Origin of the sequence: Veillonella sp. VA141, assembly GCF_003992175.1 — a bacterium.
Lineage (GTDB): Bacteria > Bacillota > Negativicutes > Veillonellales > Veillonellaceae > F0422.
Map to the genome: position 1 here is coordinate 131851 of NZ_RQVM01000003.1, position 19436 is coordinate 151286.

Consider the following 19436-nt stretch of genomic DNA (forward strand, 5'->3'; position numbering starts at 1 on the left):
GAATTTATGTTTATAGAAACAAAGGATTTAGTAAAAACCTATAAATCAAGAAATGTAGTGGACAAAGTCAGTGTCCGTGTTGAAGAAGGTGAAATTGTAGGATTGTTAGGTCCTAATGGAGCCGGCAAAACAACTACTTTTTATATGATTGTAGGTGTAGAAAAACCGACTTCAGGGAGTATCTGCATTGGCGATGTGGATGTGACCCATATGCCAATGTATAAACGATCTGCCTATGGCATTGGATATTTACCACAAGAGGCATCGATCTTCCGTAACTTAACCGTAGAAGATAATATCCTAGCTATGTTAGAAACCACCAATCTTTCTAAAGCAGAACAGAAGGATACCATGGAATCGTTATTAGAGGAATTTCATATCACTCATGTTCGTGATCGCTTAGGCATTCAATTATCTGGTGGTGAACGTCGTCGTGTAGAAATTGCTAGAGCCATTGCATTGAATCCTAAATTTATATTGTTAGATGAACCATTTGCTGGAGTTGACCCTATTGCGGTAGCAGATATTCAATCCATCATTCGTCATTTGAAAGAGCGTGGCATTGGGGTATTGATTACAGACCATAATGTACGGGAAACGTTGGGGATTGTGGATAAAGCATATATCTTAAATAGTGGTACTATATTGCTAGAAGGAACTGCTGATGAAGTGGCTACTAGTGATGTGGCACGTAAGTTTTACTTGGGTGATGATTTCCGAATGTAGGAGTGGGTATGAGAATTTTAGATAAATATATATTGAAAGCTTTCATAGGACCATTCCTGTTTGGGATTTTTGCTTTTACTAGTATCTTTATTGGTACAGGCACATTATTTCGGATTGCCCAATACATTACAGAATATGGTGCTAGTTTGTGGTCTGTCACAAGAGCGTTCTTGTTGGCATTGCCGAATATTGTTATATTGACATTCCCTATGTCCGTATTATTAGGTTCCTTAATGACATTTGGTCGATTAAGTGGAACTAGTGAAATTATTGTCATGCGTGCAGGGGGGCAAAATTTCTTGCGCTTAGCAACGCCAGTGTACATTACAGCCTTTTTAATTTCTCTTTGTTCTATCGCCTTTAATGAGTATGTAGTTCCAGCGTCAAATCATGCGTATCAAACGATTATCCGCGAGGAAATTATGAAGCGTGCGACGCCACAAACGCAAGAACATATTGTGTTAAAAACATTGGCAGACAAAAAGATAAACACCTTAATGTATGCCGGTAAATATGATAGTTCTACGAAGTTATTGTCCGATATTACGGTGCAACAATTTACAGATGGACAGGTGACACAAATTGAACGGGCCAAAACAGCCAATTGGAATGGTCAGTACTGGATTATGCATGATGGTACTATTTATGATATCAATGCGTCTGGTGAGGGCATTGATCGTACATTAAAGTTTGAAGAGCAAGTGTTGCCGATTACGCAAGACCCGGATAAAATTAGTCGATCTCAACGTAAGCCAGAAGAGATGACCATCAAAGAGATTAGACAGCAAATCAAAGCGATGGAGGCTACTGGTGGTAAAATTACAGAATGGCAAATGGAAATGTATCAACGCTTTACTATTCCTGTAGCAAGCTTTATTTTTGCCTTGGTAGGAGCACCATTAGGTTTACAAAAACAACGGTCTAGCTCTTCTATTGGATTTGGCATTTCTGTGTTAGTTATCTTTATTTATTATGGGGTAATGACATTGTCTGGCGCTCTAGGTAAAGGAGGGGCGTTACCACCAGTATTAGCAGCGTGGATTCCTAATACGTTAGGTGTATTAGCTGGTTTATATTTAAACTGGAGAGTATCTAAATAATAAGATTTTACAGGGTAGCATTACTAATTTAGTAAGTAATGCTACTCTTTTATATCTTGATTGCAGATGAGTATATGGAGACCTTTTATTGTATAACCATTGTAGTGTACTAGGGATTTTGATATACTAAGTAAAGATATAGGACTAGTATTTTACATTGAGGTATATGACCATGTTAGTAGGACTACGGATTCTCCTTATTATTACCATTATGGGGGGATTAATTGCATTTTTAGGCGATAAAATCGGCACTAAAGTAGGGAAACGGAGGATGAGTTTGTTTGGGTTGCGTCCTAAACATACATCTATTATTGTGACTATTGTAACGGGGATATTCATTTCTGCTGCTACGATAGGCGTGTTGAGTATTGCTTCAAACAATGTACGGACCGCTTTATTTGGTATGGATAAATTGAAAGCTGAAATGGCGCAACTTTCAGCAGATATAGATCAAAAAACGAAGGCATTACAACAAAGTAATGATGAATTGAATCAAAAAAATAAACAATTGCAAAAGGTACAAAGTGATGTACAAGCAACGGAGCAAGAGCTAGAAGAAACTCGCAGCGCTTTATCTAGCATGGGAGATCAATTAGTATCGATTCAAGATGCCTATGCAGAAGCGGAACAAAAACTTGTTAACTCTAATGCAGAAGTAGGAAGGTTAGAACAGGTACGTACACAATTGGAAAGCCATGTACAAGATCTACAATTAACTACGAAACAATTAGAAGATGGTATTAATCATGTGCGTGAAGGGAATGTGGTATTCCGTAATGGAGAAGTCTTATCCCAAGCTGTGATTCGACCTGGCTTAGGAGAAGTAGAAAGTATGGCTGCCTTAACAAGCTTCTTGAAAGACACGAATCGTCTTATTTTAAATCGATTCCAAATGGAAGAAGAAAAGACAGTCATTTATGTGAGCCGGGATAACTTAAATGAAGTAGCAAAAGTAGTAGCCTCTACGGATAAACCATTGATGATTCGCGTTACTGCTTCAGCAAATATTATTTATGGAGAACCGGCGCTAGCAGAAATTCATGCATATCCTCATGATATGGTTTTCAAAAAAGATACAGTCCTTTGGTCATCTCTGATAGATGGTGGTAAAAGTGCGCAAGACCAAGTGTTGGCATTTTTAAAAGAAGTCAATGGGGAAGCGAAAAAACACGGTATATTACCAGATCCTATTACAGGTGAAGTCGGTTCTTTACCGGGAAATGAGTTATTTATTACTATTCGTAAAATAGAGAATCAACGTGGCCCCGTACGATTAGAGGCAGTCACAAGAGAAGATACTTTCACTAGTGGACCTGTACAAATTATGCTGCGTGTCATTCCAGTGAATCAGTGAGGAGTGGACTATGGTATTGGAACCCTACGTATTGGCAGTTGATCCAGGGCGTGATAAAACAGGCGTTGCCATTTTAACAAAAACAGCTCAATTAGTGATGATGGATATTGTGTCTACTGCATCAGTTCAAAAGGAATTAGAAACTTTGCTGGCTATGTATCCAACAATAACCTATATGGTTTGTGGTAATGGAACGAATCACAAAGTGGTAGGATCCATAGTTAAAACACTAGCAATATCACAAGAAAGAGCATTTGCATTCATGAATGAAAAGCATACCACAGAAGAGGCAAGGCGACGTTATTTTGAGGTGCATCCACCGACAGGGTGGAAAAAATTAGTGCCTAAAGGCATGTTATATCCTCCAGTTCCGGTCGATGATATTACGGCATGGATTATTGGAGAACGTTGGTTATTAGTTAATGAGGAGTGAGTATCCAAAGGATGAAAGAACATAAAAGCAGAAAACGAAAATTAATGGATATGGTTATGCGATATTTTATGATGATTATTGGAGCGGCCATTTATACCTATGGACTAGATGTATTTTTAGTGCCCAATCACCTTATCGATGGTGGCGTTGTAGGTATTGCCTTGATGGCTAGTAAGTTATCTGGTATATCATTTAGTGTACTCGTTATGTTAATTAATCTACCATTTTTATATGTAGGGTATATGCAAATTGGTAAAAGTTTTACCATATCAACCCTATTTGCTATAGCGTGTATTTCCGTATTTTCTGCTTTCATGCATCAAGTACCTCCTATTGTACATGATCCCTTGTTGGCCTCAGTCTTCGGCGGTATTATTCTGGGGCTTGGAGTAGGTATTATTATACGAAATGGTGGGTCCTTAGATGGCTCTGAAATCGTAGCTATCATTTTTGATAAAAAGAGTTCCTTTTCCGTAGGTGAAATCGTTATGTTCCTGAACTTCTTTATTTTAGGAGCAGCGGGATTTGTATATGATTGGAATAGTGCCATGTATTCCTTGATTGCCTATTTTGTAGCTTACAAAATGATGGACCTAGTTATTACTGGGGTGGAAGAATCTAAAGGAGTTATGGTCATTACTGATAAATCGGAAGAGGTCGCTGATGTAGTGATGCATCGCTTAGGTCGTGGAGTTACTTTATTGTACGGCGAAGGGGCCTATACTAAGACCCCAAAGCGTATTATTTATTGTGTTGTGACGCGATTGGAATTAACAAAATTGAAAGATATTATTTACGAAGTGGATGAGAATGCTTTTATCACCATCAATGATGTACATGATGTATTTGGTGGTCAATTTGGTAAAAAATCAATTCATTAATAGATAATTGTAAGATACGTATCATTGCGTATCCTTAGAATAGGAGGGTCTATGGAAAAAGATACAGCCATAGGAAGTCAAATTTTGAAAGAAGTTCGTGAGTGGTTACAAGCCATTGTTGTAGCTCTTATTGTAGCCATGTTAACGCATATATTTATTGTGCAGCCCACGAGAGTGTCCGGCGAATCCATGGAGGATACTTTACATAATGGGGATTTCCTATTAATTAGTAAATGGTCTCATGTAATGCGAGATGTACCAAACTATGAAGATATCGTTATCATTGATAGTCGCGTGCAACGAGAGCGTTCTTGGAAAGATGATGTGATGGAACCTTTGATGAATTACGCCAGTGTGGTAGTACCATCTTTGCAAGGTCATGATGTATGGGTAAAACGAGTAATTGGTCGCCCTGGTGATACATTAGAATTTAAAGAAGGACATGTTTGGAGAAATGGTACCAAGCTAAATGAGCCGTATACTAAAAAAGAGACTATGAAGTTTGAACGCTCCTTACCAATTACTGTTCCCGAAGGACATGTATTTGTGATGGGAGACAATCGTAATCATTCTTCAGATAGTCGGTTCATCGGATTCGTACCAGTGGACCATGTACTTGGCAAACTAGCGTATCATATACGTAATCCATTCTAACAATAATACAATACAATCATTAGGAATCCTGTGCTTTGGCATGGGATTTCCATATATCCTAAGAAAGGTGGAGAGACAGATGGGTGAAGGTTTAATCTTAGTCAATACAGGAGATGGAAAAGGCAAGACAACAGCAGCTTTAGGTGTAGCACTACGCTCAGCTGGATGTGGCAGAAGGGTACTTATTTTACAATTTATTAAAAGTGGTGCTAATTATGGTGAACTAGCAGGCATTGCATTACTACCAACTGTAGAGATTCGATCCATGGGAAAAGGGTTCATCTTTCATAAGCAAGATGAATCAGAAGAAAAAATGAAGGAACATCAACAAGCAGCAAAAGAAGCGTGGACTATGGTGGAAACAGAAGTGAAGTCTGGTCAATGGGATTTGATTATCCTTGATGAAATCAATTATGCCATTCATTATGGCTTAGTAGATGTAGAAACAGTAGTGAATTTACTCAAAACAAAACCAGAGAACTTAGACATGATTTTAACAGGTCGAAATGCACGCCCAGAGATTATTGAATTGGCGCATACGGTAACGGAAATGAAAGTTATCAAACATGCCTATCAACAAGGGATTAAAGCAAAGCGTGGCATAGAATTTTAACTTTGGTAATCTAAGTATATGATTGACTACTGGATGTTGCATAAAATAAAAGGGGTATGCAAAAACCACATCGAAAATCTTAAAAATAGTTCTTGCGTAAGTGAAGAAAAACAAGTACAATAATAGTGTACTAATTTAGTGCTTTACATGGAAAGGTTTCCATGTTTGGATATGATATTAATTCAAGGGGGTTATACCTATGGCTATCACAAATTATGTAAAAACAGCTGAATTTGCAACAGAAAAACACGTTCCAGTAATCACAGCACCTGACACTGTTAAAGCTGGCGAACGCGTTGTAATCGAATTAGAAGTGGGTAAAGAAATTGCTCATCCTAACACTGTAGAACATCATATTTCTTGGATCAAATTGTACTATGTAGAAGAAGGTACACAACTTCCTTACGAAGTAGCTCGTCTTGAGTTCAATGTACACGGTGAAGCTCCTACAGGTGCTAACGAAGGTCCGGTACATGCGGAAGCAGCAGGTGTTGTTACTGCATCTTTCAAAAAATCTGGTCGTTTGATTGCAACTTCTTACTGCAACATCCACGGCTTATGGGAATCTGAAAAAGATATCGTAGTAGAAGGCTAATTTTGGATTAGACATCTAACTGAATTGATTATGATAAGGACTGTTACCCCTAGTAAGGGATGACAGTCCTTTATTATTACGTATAGAATTTGTATAGGCATAGACTGTTGTATAATATAGTAAAAATATATATAGAAATATCTACCTTAAAAAGACAAATGTATGATAAAAATAGTAAAATATTACAAAAATCCTTTACTTTAGTAGCGTAGTATGGTAGATTAATATAGATATTATTTTATACTTTGTATCTTATAAATGAGGGATTGCAGTGGCATTAATTGTGAAAAAATTTGGTGGTAGCTCTGTAGCGACACCTGAAAAAATATTTAACATTGTAAATCGCGTGTTGCGCGACAAACAACCAGATGATCGTGTTGTGGTTGTTGTTTCAGCTATGGGCGATACAACAGATGACTTGGTGAGCTTGGCGAAAGAAGTCACATCTATGCCGTATGGCCGTGAAATGGACCGTCTTTTGTCCACCGGTGAGCAAGTGACGATTGCATTGATGGCATTAGCATTCCAAGCAAAAGGTCATGCAGCGGTGTCTATGACAGGTGAGCAAGCTGGGATTGCGACTAGCGATACCTTTGGTAAAGCACGTATTTTAGATATTGAACCGAAACGTGTACTAGATGCTTTAGAAGCCGGTAACATTGTGGTTGTGGCGGGTTTCCAAGGTATGACGGAAGCTGGGGACATTACTACATTGGGTCGTGGCGGTTCTGATACAACAGCCGTAGCATTAGCAGGCGCTATGAAAGCCGATGTATGTGAAATCTTTACAGATGTAGATGGGGTATACTCCACAGATCCACGAGTGGCACTAGGAGCCGTGAAATTGAAAGAAATCACTTATGGTGAAATGCTAGAAATGGCCCGCTTAGGAGCAGGGGTTATGCAACCAAGAGCGGTCGAAATGGGACATCGGTATGGGGTGCCAATTCATGTACGATCTACTTTCAGTGATGAAGAAGGCACGATAATTCGAGAGGAGTATACAATGAAAGCAAATCAATACGCTATTACAGGCGTTGCAGATGATACAAATGTAGCAAAAGTAAGTCTTGTAGGTGTAGAAAATGTACCGGGTGTGGCGCATCAAGTATTCCAAGCGTTGGCAAATAAGAGCATTGATGTAGACATGATCGTACAAAGTATTCGCACTACAGATGACAAGCGCACGGATATCGTGTTTACCATTACACGTGATGATGTGAATTTAGCGAAGCAAGTACTTGAAGAGCTTGGTCAATCCATGTCTATCGAAGAATGTGTAATTAATGAAAATATGGCAAAAGTTTCCATCATCGGTGCTGGTATGTTGGGACAACCAGGTGTAGCAGCAAAAATGTTTGGTATTTTATCTGATGAAGGTGTGAATATCGAGATTATCAGTACATCTGAAATCAGTATTTCCTGCCTTATCGGAGAGGAACATATTAAAACAGCTGTACGAGCTATTCACGATAAATTAATTTTAGACGGCAGAGGTTAAGTAACAATTAGAAAAGAAGGTATAGGAATGAATGATAAGAAAAAGGAACGGTATATACAACTAGGGTTGTTAAGCGGATTAGTAGCACTGGGTCTTCTAGTGTACGTCCTTGTTCCAGGTTTCTATGATGATATGTGGGAATTAATCCTTTCTGGTGATGTACAACGCATGGCAGAGGTATTACAATCCTATGGGCCATGGGCCATGGTGATAAGCTTTGCTCTGGATGTGCTCATTAATGCATTGGGATTTTTACCATCCATCTTCTTTTCTACAGCCAATGGCTTGTTATTTGGTGTGGTGCCGGGGATTATTATTTCTTGGTTAGCAGAGACTGTAGGTGTGGTGCTTAGTTTTATGATTATGCGCTACATTTTGCGAGATACGGCACATAAGGTCATTGAAAAGAGCGAGTTTTTACTGAAAGTAGATGACTTTAGTGGTAAAAATGGTTTAGTTATGATGCTTTTTGCTAGATCTATTCCATATTTTCCAAGTGGAATCATCACAGCCTTAGGAGCCATTAGTCAAATCTCCTTACGGGATTACATCATTGCGAACTTGATTGGTAAGTTTCCATCTACTGCACTAGAAGTGATTGTGGGTCACGATACGGTGCTGTTACAAGATAATCTAGGACGATTGGCAGTAGTGGTGCTCATTGCTACGGTTATCTATTTCCTGTTGTGGAAAGGATACCAACGGTGGGCTAAACAGCGGTAATATAAAATGATGCCTCCTTCTATTTGTAGGATTGGCGTATCTCACTGTTTGAGACAGTGAGGTATTTACTAGGACAATCTATGATCTTAATATACGAGTAAATATATAAAAAGGAACGTTGATAATGTTTGATCAACGTTCCTTTTTTCGGTCTTATGATACTTTGTTTAGTCGCTAGTATAGTGCAATATAGTCTATGTATGGTATCGTGCTTCAAAAGAAGAATAATAAAAAAACTCAATTCTTAATGAATTGAGTTAAGTACCCACAGCGGGTGCCCCAAGGGCGATGAAAATAAATTCGTATTTGAACTTGTAGTGTGATTCTGTAAATGTCTCAACTCCTTGAGACACCTTTATTGTATACAGAAAAAGATATGGAGTCAAGGATTTTTTAGTAGTATAATGAAGTTAAATAATATATGGCAATATTCATTTTAAGGTATGGTAATGAATGCTTACAGTTGTATTGTGTGAGGCCGGTTATGTTGTATGGAAAAGGAGAAGTACAATGAGTGATTTTGACAAATACAAGGATCAGATTTGCACGCATAAAGGTTTCAAAAGAGGGAATTATTTTATTGGTTTCGATATTGGTACAAACTCTGTTGGTTGGGCTGTGACAAATGAGAAGTATGAGTTATTGAAATTTAAATCTCATAAAATGTGGGGATCTAGACTGTTTGCAGAGGCACAAACAGCTGTTGATACACGTATGAAACGGTCTGCTCGTCGTCGCCTGCAACGTCGAAAGTTTCGATTGATTTTACTAGAGTCTTTGTTTTCTAAAGAAATAAATGCTGTAGATGAAACATTTTTCATGCGTCTTCATGAATCAAACTACCATGTAGAAGATAAAACAAATCTAGTGAAATATACATTATTCATAGACAAGAATTACACAGATGTGGATTACTACAAGGAATTTCCAACCATCTATCATTTGCGCCATCATTTGATGACAGAAGGCACGAAAGATATTCGTTTGTTATTTTTGGCGATTCATCATATCTTAAAATATCGGGGAAACTTTTTGTATGGGAAAAAAGAATTTTCTGTAGATGGAGAGATTTATTCAGTTCTTAGATCTACTTTAGAAGAACTAGGTTTTGGAAGCTATGTGGAGGATGAAAGTGTGCTCCAGTCTATAGCCAATTTAGTGCTAGATAGAGGTATTGCACGAAGTGAAAAGGTAAAGCAGATAGAGCCGTTGATTGCACAAGGAAAAAAATTATCCAGTGTAGAAAAAAACAGGTTAAAAGCTTGGGCTTATCTCATCGTGGGCTTGAAAGCTAATTTGGTCAATCTATTTACAGATGAGGATGTAGAAGTAGTACTTCCAGAAGAAAAAGAATTTAAGACTATTAATTTACATGAAGGTATCTATGAGGATGTACGGGATGCTTATGAAGATGCCTGGGGAGACCGATTTGTAATTGTTGATCAATGTAAGATTTTACACGATATCATTGTGATTAGCTCTATTATAAAGCCTGGACAATCTTTGTCAGAGGCAAAAATAGAATCCTATAATCAACATAAAGAAGATCTAGGGCTTTTAAAATCTGTACTGAAAGAGGACAAAAAATTATATGATGACATGTTTGTTGTAGATATAGATAAAGGTACAAATTACGTTAAATATATTAAACAAGGTGTGAATGGTAATACCTCTACAACACAAGAAGCGTTTTATAAGTATGTTAGAAAAGTAGTCTCCGTATTACCAGAAACAGAAAATACAAGGCGTATAGTGCAGAAACTAGAAGAAGGAACATTTTTACCACTTCAACGAATTAGTAAAAATGGGGTAGTACCTTATCAACTGCATAAAGAAGAATTAGTACGCATTCTAGAAAAAGCAAAGCTAAACTTCCCATTTTTAAATGAAGTGGAAAATGGATTGACCGTAGCGGATAAAATTATATCTATCTTAGAATTTAAAATCCCGTATTATGTAGGGCCATTGAATCCAACACACTCCATTGAAAATGGTGGTTTTGCTTGGGTTGTCCGTAAAGAAGCAGGACAAGTGTTACCATGGAACTTTGACCAAAAAATTGATGTCCAAGCATCAGCAGTTAAATTTATTGAAAATTTAACTAACAAATGTACCTATTTAATCGACCAAGATGTGTTACCTAAATATTCCTTGCTCTATGCGGAGTTTTCGTTGCTGAATGAATTGAACAATATTCGTGTCAACGATAAACCATTACCTGCAGATGTGAAACAAGCATTTATCCGAGACCATTTTATATCCTTGCAAGATAGTAAAACAGCTACGAAAATAGTGGTGGCAAAATATTTAGTAGATAATAACTATGTGTCACAACCGCCTATCATCACAGGCATGGACCAACAGATTGCTACGAAGTTAACATCCCACAGAGACATGACTCGTATCCTAGGGGAATATTTTGACCATGCCATGGCAGAAGATATCATTCGATATATCACTATCTTTGGTGAAAGTAAAGATATGTTGCGACAAGTGTTGAAAAACTATTATGGAGATCGTCTTACTACAGAACAAATTAAAAAATTAGGGAAACTTACCTATACAGGTTGGGGTAGATTGTCTAAAAAATTCTTGTCCGATATTTGGGGTATGAAAAAGAATGATGACGATGCAGAAGCAGGTACTATCATTGAGCATATGCGTGAGGGGCAGGAAAATTTGATGCAACTATTGAGCTCTTCTTATTCTTTCATTGATGTGGTCCAAGAATATGTGACAAACGTATTGGGGGAGAAAGAAAAGACAGCATTTGAAATGTTAGAAGATTTATCCTTATCGCCGATGGTAAAACGTAGCGTATGGCAAACATTGCGCATCCTTGATGAGATCGTATCTATACGTAAAGAACTACCAAAGAAAATATTTGTAGAAGTAGCTCGCACAAATAAAGCGGATAAAAAACGGACTCAGTCTAGAAAAGCACTGTTGGAAGAGTTATATGAACAAATTAAAGATGAAGATGTACATGTTTTGCAACAAGAATTGGAATCTAAAGAAGATTCTGCTCTGAATAGTAAAAAGCTATACTTATACTTTACACAAATGGGGCGTTGTATGTATTCTGGCCGTAGAATCGATATTCATGAATTGTTTACAGATACGTATGATATCGACCATATATATCCGCGTAGCTTAACAAAGGATGACAGTTGGCATAATATTGTGTTAGTGGAAAAACAATTAAATGCAGAGAAAACAGACCGGTTTCCAATTTTATCGGCTATTCAATCTAAGCAAAAAGGATTTTGGAAATTATTATGGGATAGGGGATTTATTTCTGAAAAGAAATATGATCGTTTAGTTCGTACAACAGACTTAACCGATGAGGAACTCAATCAGTTTATCAATCGTCAGATGGTATCTACGAATCAGTCTGTTAAGGGGGTTACTACTTTATTACATCAACTGTATCCAGAGACAGAAGTAGTATTTTCTAAAGCAGAAAATGTATCTGATTTTAGACGTGATTATGGCTTTGTAAAAGTGCGCTCTATTAATCATCATCATCATGCAAAAGATGCGTACCTAAATATCGTAGTAGGCAATGTGTATCATGAAAAGTTTACGAAAAACTTTTTATCCTTTGCCAAACAAAAAGGGACACATCGTACCTATAATTTAACAAAAATGTTTGAATATGAAATTAAATTAACAGAAGAATCTAAGAAGGTGATCTGGGATCCTAATATTCATATGGAAATAGTGAAAAAGATGATGAAAAGTAATGATGTACGTGTTACACAACGGGCGGTACCTCAAAAAGGTGGTCTATCTGATGAAACTATATACAAAAAAGGAATCGCTAAACGTGGTGTATATCTGCCATTGAAATCATCTGATGAACGTGTAAGAGATGTGGAAAAATATGGCGGAAGAACATCGATTACCATTTCTGAATATATCATTTTGAATATCAGGGATACTTCGGACCAAGATCGAATTGAAATATTTTCCTTACCACTTTATATAGCAGGTAAGAAAGATATTCATAAGGCAATAGAAGAGGCATATTTATCTACTTGTAAAAAACCTGCATCAGTGGTAGATATCCAAATACTATATCGAGGACTATATATTGGTAGTAAAGTAAATATTAATGGTTTTACTTATTATATGGGTGGTAAAACAGGATCTAATGTTTCTGTCGATAGTGCGGTTGATGTGGTAATGGATATAACATCGAGTGTATATATTAAATTGCTAGAAAAAGTAGCTATTAAAAAGATAGAAAACTCAAAAACATTCCGTATTGAGAATATAAAAACATCTTATAACCATAAAGAAGTTACAGTTAGTAAAGAACAAAATATTGCCTTATATCAAGAGTTGTTAAAAAAACTTGATACGCCTCTATTTTCTAAGATGAAAGGAAATAAATTAGAAGAGTTTCGAACAGTTGGCTTTGATACATTCATAGCATTATCTTTAGAGGACCAAGCTAGTGTGCTATTGGAAGTGTTGAATGTGTTAACGAACTTTAAAACAAAACGAGATATTACAAAAATTGGCATGACTAGTTCTCGTTCTACACTGGGGATTAATATATCTAATACGGAACAATTTAGCGTTATTACAACATCTATCACAGGCTTATATGAACAAGAAATTAAAATAAAATAAGAGACACTATGAGTTGGCGCACGGTAGTTATCACTAAGCAATCAAAACTTGATTTTAAGATGAATTATATGATTGTTCGGCAGGGATTCGATGTAAAGAAAGTGTTTATTGATGAGATTTACATGGTGATTATTGAATCTACGGCAGTTAGTTTAACTGCCGTGCTTCTCAATGCATTAGTAAAAGCTAAAGTTAAAATAGTTTTTTGCGATGAAAAGAGGAATCCTAGTAGTGAAGTAATGCCATTGTATGGTTGTCATAATACAAGTAAACGATGCCGCGAACAAGCTAACTGGGATGATGAAATTAAGGGGCATATTTGGAGTCGTATCGTAGCTGAGAAGATTCATAATCAAGCTCGTGTGCTTGAAAAGAATGGGCATACTAATGAAACCAATATGCTATATGGCTATATTGATGGTATATGCTTTAATGACATAACTCAGAGAGAAGGACATGCAGCGAAAGTATATTTTAATAGCTTGTTTGGCAGTACTTTTACGAGAGAGCAAGAAAACCCTATTAATGCTGGATTGGATTATGGGTACAGTATATTTTTATCTACTGTTAATCGTGAGATTGTTAGAAATGGATATATAACACAATTGGGAATTAATCATCGAAATCAATTTAATTCTTACAATTTAGGGTCAGACCTAGTAGAGGTATTACGAGTATTTGTGGATAACAAAATAGTTGACTTAGCCCCTAAGGAGTTTGGAAAGGAAGAAAAACTTAGTCTAGTGAGTTTACTAGCTTTAGATGTAAAAGTAGAAGGTACTAGCTTTATTTTAAAAGATGCCATAGGAATCTATTGCAAAAGTGTATTGGATGCACTGACATATAAGGATCCAGATTTAATTAGGTTTATTACATATGAGTTATAGATTTATGAGAGTATTCGTAATGTTTGATTTACCGACAGAAACATCAGTTCATAGGAAAGCCTATCGTGATTTTAGGAAATATTTACTAGTCAATGGGTTTATTATGCTACAAGAATCGGTGTATGTGAAGTTGGTATTAAATACAACAAGTGTTAAATTGCTGGAAAAACAACTTCGAGAACATAAACCAGCAGATGGAAATATTTGTTTATTAACCGTAACTGAAAAGCAATATTCTAAAATGGAAATATTGATAGGAGAAACACAGTCTGAAGTGTTAGATACAACAGAAAGAGTGATAGTCCTATGAAGCTATTTTATCAGGATTCAACCATTGAGATAGACTTGAATAGTACAAAAGTTAACTATTTATGTATTGAAAAGCATAGTGTTTTTCGACATATGATTCTAGAACTATATGAGCAATATAATGGGGGAGAAGGACCTTGGATATATAATGTGAATGCTGAAAGGATAGCGATTGATAAGTCTTTTCATATTATCATGAACCCCATTCAAGTAGATGTAAATAGTAAAACAATCTTAACAAAGTTGAATGCTAATTTAGTGAAAGAAAGTAATTTGATGATGGAAGATTTGCACGATGTAGTATGTAAGCTGCATCAGTTCTTCTATAAATTAGAGTTTGGAGCCAACATTGCACTTGAACATAAAGAAGAAATTGTAGCAGCGGATCTTATTAAGTTAGGAGGATTTAAAATACATGAAAGTGATACAGATACAGTGGCTCGTTTAATAGACTACATTGATATTGTTCATGAATTATTAGATCCAGATTTATTTGTAATTATGAATATAGATTTGTATTTAGACCTAGAGGAATTAGATCAATTTTTTAATACTATATTAGCTAAACAGCTATGTTTTCTATGTATATCTTCAGGTTCATATGGACTACAAGATATTGATAAATCCTTAATTAATGGGTATACTTTAGATAATGACTTCTGTTTGATTTAACGGTATTTACAGGATTACACTTGGTGGTGACTGGACAAGCTTTGGAACCTCGAACTTGTATTTGGGGTTTGAGAGTAGTGTGATTCTGTAAATGTCTCAAACCAAGTGATTGCAGAGGTTGGCAATAAGGCTGTTTGAGAGTAGTGTGATTCTGTAAATATCTCAAACCTAAAAACTGGAAGCGTGTATACGAGCCTAGTTTGAGAGTAGTGTGATTCTGTAAATATTTTAAACTAAACTCTCTAGGGTATAACCATATTCTTTACTTATAAGTAATTAAATGTTAATAATAACTATCAAATATTTTTCAAAAATATGATATACTATCAGTAGCTGATATATATTTTCAAAAGGTATCAACTAAATACATATAAAGTTTACGTGTTTTGCTATATAGTAAGCTTCTAAACTTTAGCTGAAAGTGTGGTTTGAGAGTAGTGTGATTCTGTAAATATCTCAATCTTTTAATTATGTGAGTAACCACATGTAACTTGTGCATGTATAAAGGTTAAATTAATAGTATGTTTATAATAGGAAGAATGCCAAACATGCTTTTTATGAAAATGATACGTTTGAATATATGAGAGGCTAGATTAGACTGGGATTACACAGTCTAATCTTTTTTTTAAAACTTTCACGAACCATTATCAGTAAATTGTATTTCCCTCTCCACTCGTGTATAATAACAACTATAAAGATTTTTAAGGATAAAGAATTAAACAGGAGGCATGGAATGAATCGATTCCAAATGGAACTTGCTGGTCGCACGTTATCAATCGAAACTGGCGAGTTAGCAAAACAAGCAAGTGGTTCTGCATTAGTACAATATGGCGATACGGTTGTATTGGTTACAGCAACGGCATCTAAAGAGGCAAAAGATATTGACTTTTTCCCATTAACAGTAGATTACGAAGAAAAAATGTATGCTGTTGGTAGATTCCCAGGTGGTTTTATTAAACGTGAAGCACGTCCACCAGAGTCTGCTATTTTGAATAGCCGTTTGATTGACCGTCCAATTCGTCCTTTGTTCGATAAAGGTAGCCGTAATGAAGTACATGTAGTAGCTACTGTATTATCTGTTGATCATGACCATGCACCTGAAATCTGTGCATTGATTGGTGCTTCTGCAGCATTATCCATTTCCGATATTCCATGGGCAGGTCCTATCGCTGGCGTGCGCATGGGTCTTGTAGATGGCAATATTGTGGTGAACCCAACCAAAGCACAATTAGAAGCAACTACATTAAATATGGTTGTAGCCGGTACGAAGGACGCGATCTTGATGGTAGAAGGGGAAGCGAATGAAATTCCTGAAGATGTCATCTTAGAAGTGATCATGACGGCTCACGAAGAAATCAAAAAAATTGTAGCTTTCCAAGAAACTATGGTAGCTGAAATTGGTCATGCAAAACGCGCGTTCCCAATTAAAGAAGTAGACCCAGTGGTAGCAGAAGCAGTTCGTGCCTATGCACATGACAAATTAGATGCAGCTGTACGCTGTGCAGATAAAGTGCAACGGGAAGAGCAACAACAAGCTGTGTTCGAAGAAGTATTGGCTCATTTTGCGGAACAATTCCCAGAGCAAGCAGGCGATATTTACGCTACATTAGAGAAAATGGTGAAAGAAATTGTGCGCCATATGATTACGGTAGAAAAAATCCGTCCAGATGGCCGTCAATTAGATGAAGTTCGCCCTATTTCTTGTCGCGTTAGCGCCTTGCCACGTACGCATGGTTCTGGCTTGTTCACACGTGGTCAAACACAAGTATTAAACATTTGTACCTTGGCTCCATTATCTGAAAAACAAACTATCGATGGCATTGGTCTAGATACAGAAAAACGCTACATTCACCATTATAATTTCCCATCTTTCTCTGTAGGGGAAACTCGTTCCTCTCGTGGTCCTGGACGTCGTGAAATTGGTCATGGTGCGTTGGCTGAAAGAGCATTATTAGCAGTTCTTCCAACAGAAGCAGAATTCCCATATGCTATGCGTTTAGTATCTGAAGTATTAGAATCCAATGGTTCTAGCTCCATGGCCAGCGTATGTGGTTCTACTTTATCCTTGATGGATGCAGGGGTGCCTATTACAGCGCCAGTAGCTGGGGTAGCAATGGGTCTTGTAACACAGGATGAACATTATACAATCCTAACAGATATCCAAGGTATGGAAGATGCTTTAGGTGATATGGACTTTAAAGTAGCAGGTACTACAAAAGGTGTGACTGCCATCCAAATGGATATTAAAATTTCCGGTTTATCTCGTGAAATCTTAGAAGAAGCATTAGCGCAAGCTCACAAAGGTCGTATGCACATCATGGGTAAAATGATGGAAGCTATCCAAGCACCACGTGAAGAAATGTCTAAATGGGCTCCTCGCATCGTAACGATGAAAATTGATCCAGACAAAATCCGTGACGTTATCGGTACAGGTGGCAAAGTTATCCGTGGCATTATTGAAGAAACTGGTGCTAAAATTGACATCGAAGATGATGGCACTATCTCCATTGCTGCAGTAGAAGCAGAAGCGGCTGAAAAAGCAATCCAAATCATTACGAACTTGACAAAAGAAGTAGAAGCAGGCGAAGTGTACATGGGTAAAGTCACTCGTTTGATGAATTTTGGTGCTTTTGTAGAAGTATTGCCAGGTAAAGAAGGCTTAGTTCATATTTCTCAATTAGCAAGAGAACGTGTAGAAAAAGTAGAAGATGTAGTCAATGTAGGCGATGAAATTATGGTTAAAGTTATCGAAATCGATGACAAAGGTCGTATCAATTTGTCCCGCAAAGAGCTATTAAAATAATTGAGGTGCACTATGGATATTCGTGGATTTGAAGTAGTTTCTGCCTTTGAAGGACAAGGTATCAATTTACCGAAGCGTAAGACTTCTGAAAGTGCAGGCTATGATATTGAATGTGCAGAATCTGTTGTAGTAGGCCCTAAGGAAACAGTATTGATTCCTACAGGATTGAAAGCGTTCATGCATTATGATGAATATTTAGCGATCCACGTTCGCTCAAGCATGGCTATCAAACGAGGTTTGATGCTTACCAATAGTACAGGGATTATTGACTCTGATTACTATAACAATGAAGATAACGAAGGTCATATTATGATTGCTGTGTATAACATTACAGATGCTCCCGTTGCCTTAGAAAAAGGAGAACGAGTAGCACAAGGTATCTTCTCCAAATACTTACTGACTAATGATGACGATGCGCGCGGTATTCGTACTGGTGGTATTGGTAGCACAGGCAGTAAATAACAACATATACTAAGGAATGTAACCACATTTCTTTCACTAGAGAGTTTTAAGGCTTAGTCTTAGAACTCTCTAGTTTTTTGCTTATCATTGAATTTCGTTGTTAAAATGGAGTATAATATAGTTTGATATAGTCTATCCTAAGGAGGATGTACCGTGTTTACATATGCAAAGCAACAATGGGAATTAGGTAAAAGAATATATGGATACCATAGCTGGCGTGAAAAACGACGTATTTTTTTATTCACGGCCCGTTCCTATAAAAATAAATCTCAGTTGAAACAATTGGAAGCCTATTTTGAACACTATCATAGCTATCCAAATTTGTTACAAGAGCAAGAAGGAATCTGGGAGATTATTAATCGTGTATTCTTCTACAAAGAATCTACAGCCCAAGAACGATTAACCTGTATTACACAACATTTTGATATGCTACCGAAATATGTGACAGACGATGCGATTCGATCCTTGTACAGTCCCTCTGAAAGCGGCATTCAATTATGGCATTCTGAAGAATTAGCTTTAGAAGCTACCTTACAATATATGCCAGGACAACGTAAAGAAGGACTGCTAAGTTTGCTCTTAACCTACGAAGGGGATGGAATTTATCATATCAACTTCCGATTAGGTGTGGATCCATCGGGACAACCATGTATCTGGATTGGTACTATACAAGGGTATAAAGAAGGCTTAGATAAGGCGAAGAAGCTAACGAAAAAAATGCATGGCTATCGTCCTAAAAACTTTATGTTCTTTTTACTACGACAATTAGCCACTTGTTTGGGCATTGAAATTTTGTATGCAGTGTCCGATGAAGGGTTCTATACAAATACACATTTAATTCGTTTCAATCGTCATAAATTAGTGAAATTTGATGATTTTTGGGAAGAATTAGGAGGTCACGTATGGGACAAAGACTCCCGATTCTTTGTGATTCCTTTAACAGAGGAACGGAAAACCTACGAAACAGCGAAAACGCATAAACGAAATATGTATCGCAAACGCTATGAAATGTTAGATACTTTTATAGAAGAAATTCAACAGCAAGGAAAGACTTTCTTGCGCAACCAATAGGAGGATACGAT

At 36.9% G+C, this 19436-nt stretch carries 17 protein-coding genes; all 17 read left to right on the forward strand.

Translation table 11 applies throughout. The features are described from left to right. The first annotated feature begins 6 nt into the window (after positions 1-6). The 17 genes from lptB to EO112_RS04795 all read left to right on the forward strand — a co-directional run bounded on the left by lptB (position 7) and on the right by EO112_RS04795 (position 19425). Positions 7-726: an LPS export ABC transporter ATP-binding protein gene (gene lptB, locus EO112_RS04715; RefSeq protein WP_127163184.1), complete on the forward strand. Its 720-nt coding sequence runs from the start codon at positions 7-9 to the stop codon at positions 724-726. A gap of 8 nt (positions 727-734) precedes the next feature. Then, positions 735-1826, forward strand: a complete 1092-nt coding sequence (locus EO112_RS04720) for an LptF/LptG family permease (protein ID WP_127163186.1) — start codon at positions 735-737, stop codon at positions 1824-1826. A 172-nt stretch (positions 1827-1998) separates the two neighbouring features. Next, the gene (locus EO112_RS04725) at positions 1999-3180 is read left to right on the forward strand and encodes a DUF3084 domain-containing protein (RefSeq protein ID WP_009353051.1); all 1182 of its coding nucleotides are present in this window, start codon (positions 1999-2001) and stop codon (positions 3178-3180) included. A 10-nt stretch (positions 3181-3190) separates the two neighbouring features. Continuing rightward, positions 3191-3613, forward strand: a complete 423-nt coding sequence (locus EO112_RS04730; protein ID WP_126940607.1) for a hypothetical protein — start codon at positions 3191-3193, stop codon at positions 3611-3613. A gap of 11 nt (positions 3614-3624) precedes the next feature. After that, on the forward strand, positions 3625-4494 hold the full coding sequence (locus tag EO112_RS04735) for a YitT family protein (RefSeq protein WP_127163188.1): 870 nt from the start codon (positions 3625-3627) through the stop codon (positions 4492-4494). 51 nt (positions 4495-4545) lie between these two features. Continuing rightward, positions 4546-5148 carry a signal peptidase I gene (gene lepB, locus EO112_RS04740; protein ID WP_009353044.1) on the forward strand — a complete coding sequence of 201 codons (603 nt, stop codon included), beginning with the start codon at positions 4546-4548 and terminating at the stop codon, positions 5146-5148. Between the two features lie 79 nt (positions 5149-5227). Continuing rightward, complete coding sequence (gene cobO, locus EO112_RS04745) at positions 5228-5761, forward strand: cob(I)yrinic acid a,c-diamide adenosyltransferase (RefSeq protein ID WP_127163190.1); 534 nt, start codon at positions 5228-5230, stop codon at positions 5759-5761. A gap of 199 nt (positions 5762-5960) precedes the next feature. After that, on the forward strand, positions 5961-6356 hold the full coding sequence (locus tag EO112_RS04750; RefSeq protein ID WP_009353050.1) for a class II SORL domain-containing protein: 396 nt from the start codon (positions 5961-5963) through the stop codon (positions 6354-6356). A gap of 271 nt (positions 6357-6627) precedes the next feature. After that, positions 6628-7857: an aspartate kinase gene (locus tag EO112_RS04755; RefSeq protein WP_127163193.1), complete on the forward strand. Its 1230-nt coding sequence runs from the start codon at positions 6628-6630 to the stop codon at positions 7855-7857. A gap of 27 nt (positions 7858-7884) precedes the next feature. After that, positions 7885-8580: a TVP38/TMEM64 family protein gene (locus tag EO112_RS04760; RefSeq protein ID WP_009353030.1), complete on the forward strand. Its 696-nt coding sequence runs from the start codon at positions 7885-7887 to the stop codon at positions 8578-8580. Positions 8581-9090: 510 nt separating this feature from the next. Beyond that, entirely contained in the window at positions 9091-13221 is a 4131-nt protein-coding gene (gene cas9 / locus EO112_RS04765) for a type II CRISPR RNA-guided endonuclease Cas9 (protein ID WP_127163195.1), read from the forward strand. Positions 13222-13229: 8 nt separating this feature from the next. Beyond that, positions 13230-14108 carry a type II CRISPR-associated endonuclease Cas1 gene (gene cas1 / locus EO112_RS04770; protein WP_127163197.1) on the forward strand — a complete coding sequence of 293 codons (879 nt, stop codon included), beginning with the start codon at positions 13230-13232 and terminating at the stop codon, positions 14106-14108. A 4-nt stretch (positions 14109-14112) separates the two neighbouring features. Further along, positions 14113-14418, forward strand: coding sequence for a CRISPR-associated endonuclease Cas2 (gene cas2 / locus EO112_RS04775; protein WP_038144438.1), 306 nt, complete (start codon positions 14113-14115; stop codon positions 14416-14418). After that, positions 14415-15089 carry a type II-A CRISPR-associated protein Csn2 gene (gene csn2, locus EO112_RS04780; protein WP_009353043.1) on the forward strand — a complete coding sequence of 225 codons (675 nt, stop codon included), beginning with the start codon at positions 14415-14417 and terminating at the stop codon, positions 15087-15089. Before cas2 ends, csn2 begins: the two co-directional genes overlap by 4 nt. A gap of 733 nt (positions 15090-15822) precedes the next feature. Next, positions 15823-17892: a polyribonucleotide nucleotidyltransferase gene (locus tag EO112_RS04785; protein WP_127163199.1), complete on the forward strand. Its 2070-nt coding sequence runs from the start codon at positions 15823-15825 to the stop codon at positions 17890-17892. Positions 17893-17904: 12 nt separating this feature from the next. Next, on the forward strand, positions 17905-18354 hold the full coding sequence (locus EO112_RS04790; protein ID WP_009353037.1) for a deoxyuridine 5'-triphosphate nucleotidohydrolase: 450 nt from the start codon (positions 17905-17907) through the stop codon (positions 18352-18354). Positions 18355-18507: 153 nt separating this feature from the next. After that, a complete protein-coding gene (locus tag EO112_RS04795) occupies positions 18508-19425 on the forward strand; it encodes a DUF535 family protein (protein ID WP_127163201.1) in 918 nt (305 codons plus the stop codon). The last annotated feature ends 11 nt before the right edge of the window (positions 19426-19436 follow it).

Excerpts from the sequence above, each read along its gene's own strand:
- lptB (WP_127163184.1), top strand. The coding sequence starts at position 7 with ATGTTTATAGAAACAAAGGATTTAGTAAAAACCTATAAATCAAGAAAT.
- EO112_RS04720 (WP_127163186.1), top strand. The coding sequence starts at position 735 with ATGAGAATTTTAGATAAATATATATTGAAAGCTTTCATAGGACCATTC.
- EO112_RS04725 (WP_009353051.1), top strand. The coding sequence starts at position 1,999 with ATGTTAGTAGGACTACGGATTCTCCTTATTATTACCATTATGGGGGGA.
- EO112_RS04730 (WP_126940607.1), top strand. The coding sequence starts at position 3,191 with ATGGTATTGGAACCCTACGTATTGGCAGTTGATCCAGGGCGTGATAAA.
- EO112_RS04735 (WP_127163188.1), top strand. The coding sequence starts at position 3,625 with ATGAAAGAACATAAAAGCAGAAAACGAAAATTAATGGATATGGTTATG.
- lepB (WP_009353044.1), top strand. The coding sequence starts at position 4,546 with ATGGAAAAAGATACAGCCATAGGAAGTCAAATTTTGAAAGAAGTTCGT.
- cobO (WP_127163190.1), top strand. The coding sequence starts at position 5,228 with ATGGGTGAAGGTTTAATCTTAGTCAATACAGGAGATGGAAAAGGCAAG.
- EO112_RS04750 (WP_009353050.1), top strand. The coding sequence starts at position 5,961 with ATGGCTATCACAAATTATGTAAAAACAGCTGAATTTGCAACAGAAAAA.
- EO112_RS04760 (WP_009353030.1), top strand. The coding sequence starts at position 7,885 with ATGAATGATAAGAAAAAGGAACGGTATATACAACTAGGGTTGTTAAGC.
- cas9 (WP_127163195.1), top strand. The coding sequence starts at position 9,091 with ATGAGTGATTTTGACAAATACAAGGATCAGATTTGCACGCATAAAGGT.
- cas1 (WP_127163197.1), top strand. The coding sequence starts at position 13,230 with ATGAGTTGGCGCACGGTAGTTATCACTAAGCAATCAAAACTTGATTTT.
- cas2 (WP_038144438.1), top strand. The coding sequence starts at position 14,113 with ATGAGAGTATTCGTAATGTTTGATTTACCGACAGAAACATCAGTTCAT.
- csn2 (WP_009353043.1), top strand. The coding sequence starts at position 14,415 with ATGAAGCTATTTTATCAGGATTCAACCATTGAGATAGACTTGAATAGT.
- EO112_RS04785 (WP_127163199.1), top strand. The coding sequence starts at position 15,823 with ATGAATCGATTCCAAATGGAACTTGCTGGTCGCACGTTATCAATCGAA.
- EO112_RS04790 (WP_009353037.1), top strand. The coding sequence starts at position 17,905 with ATGGATATTCGTGGATTTGAAGTAGTTTCTGCCTTTGAAGGACAAGGT.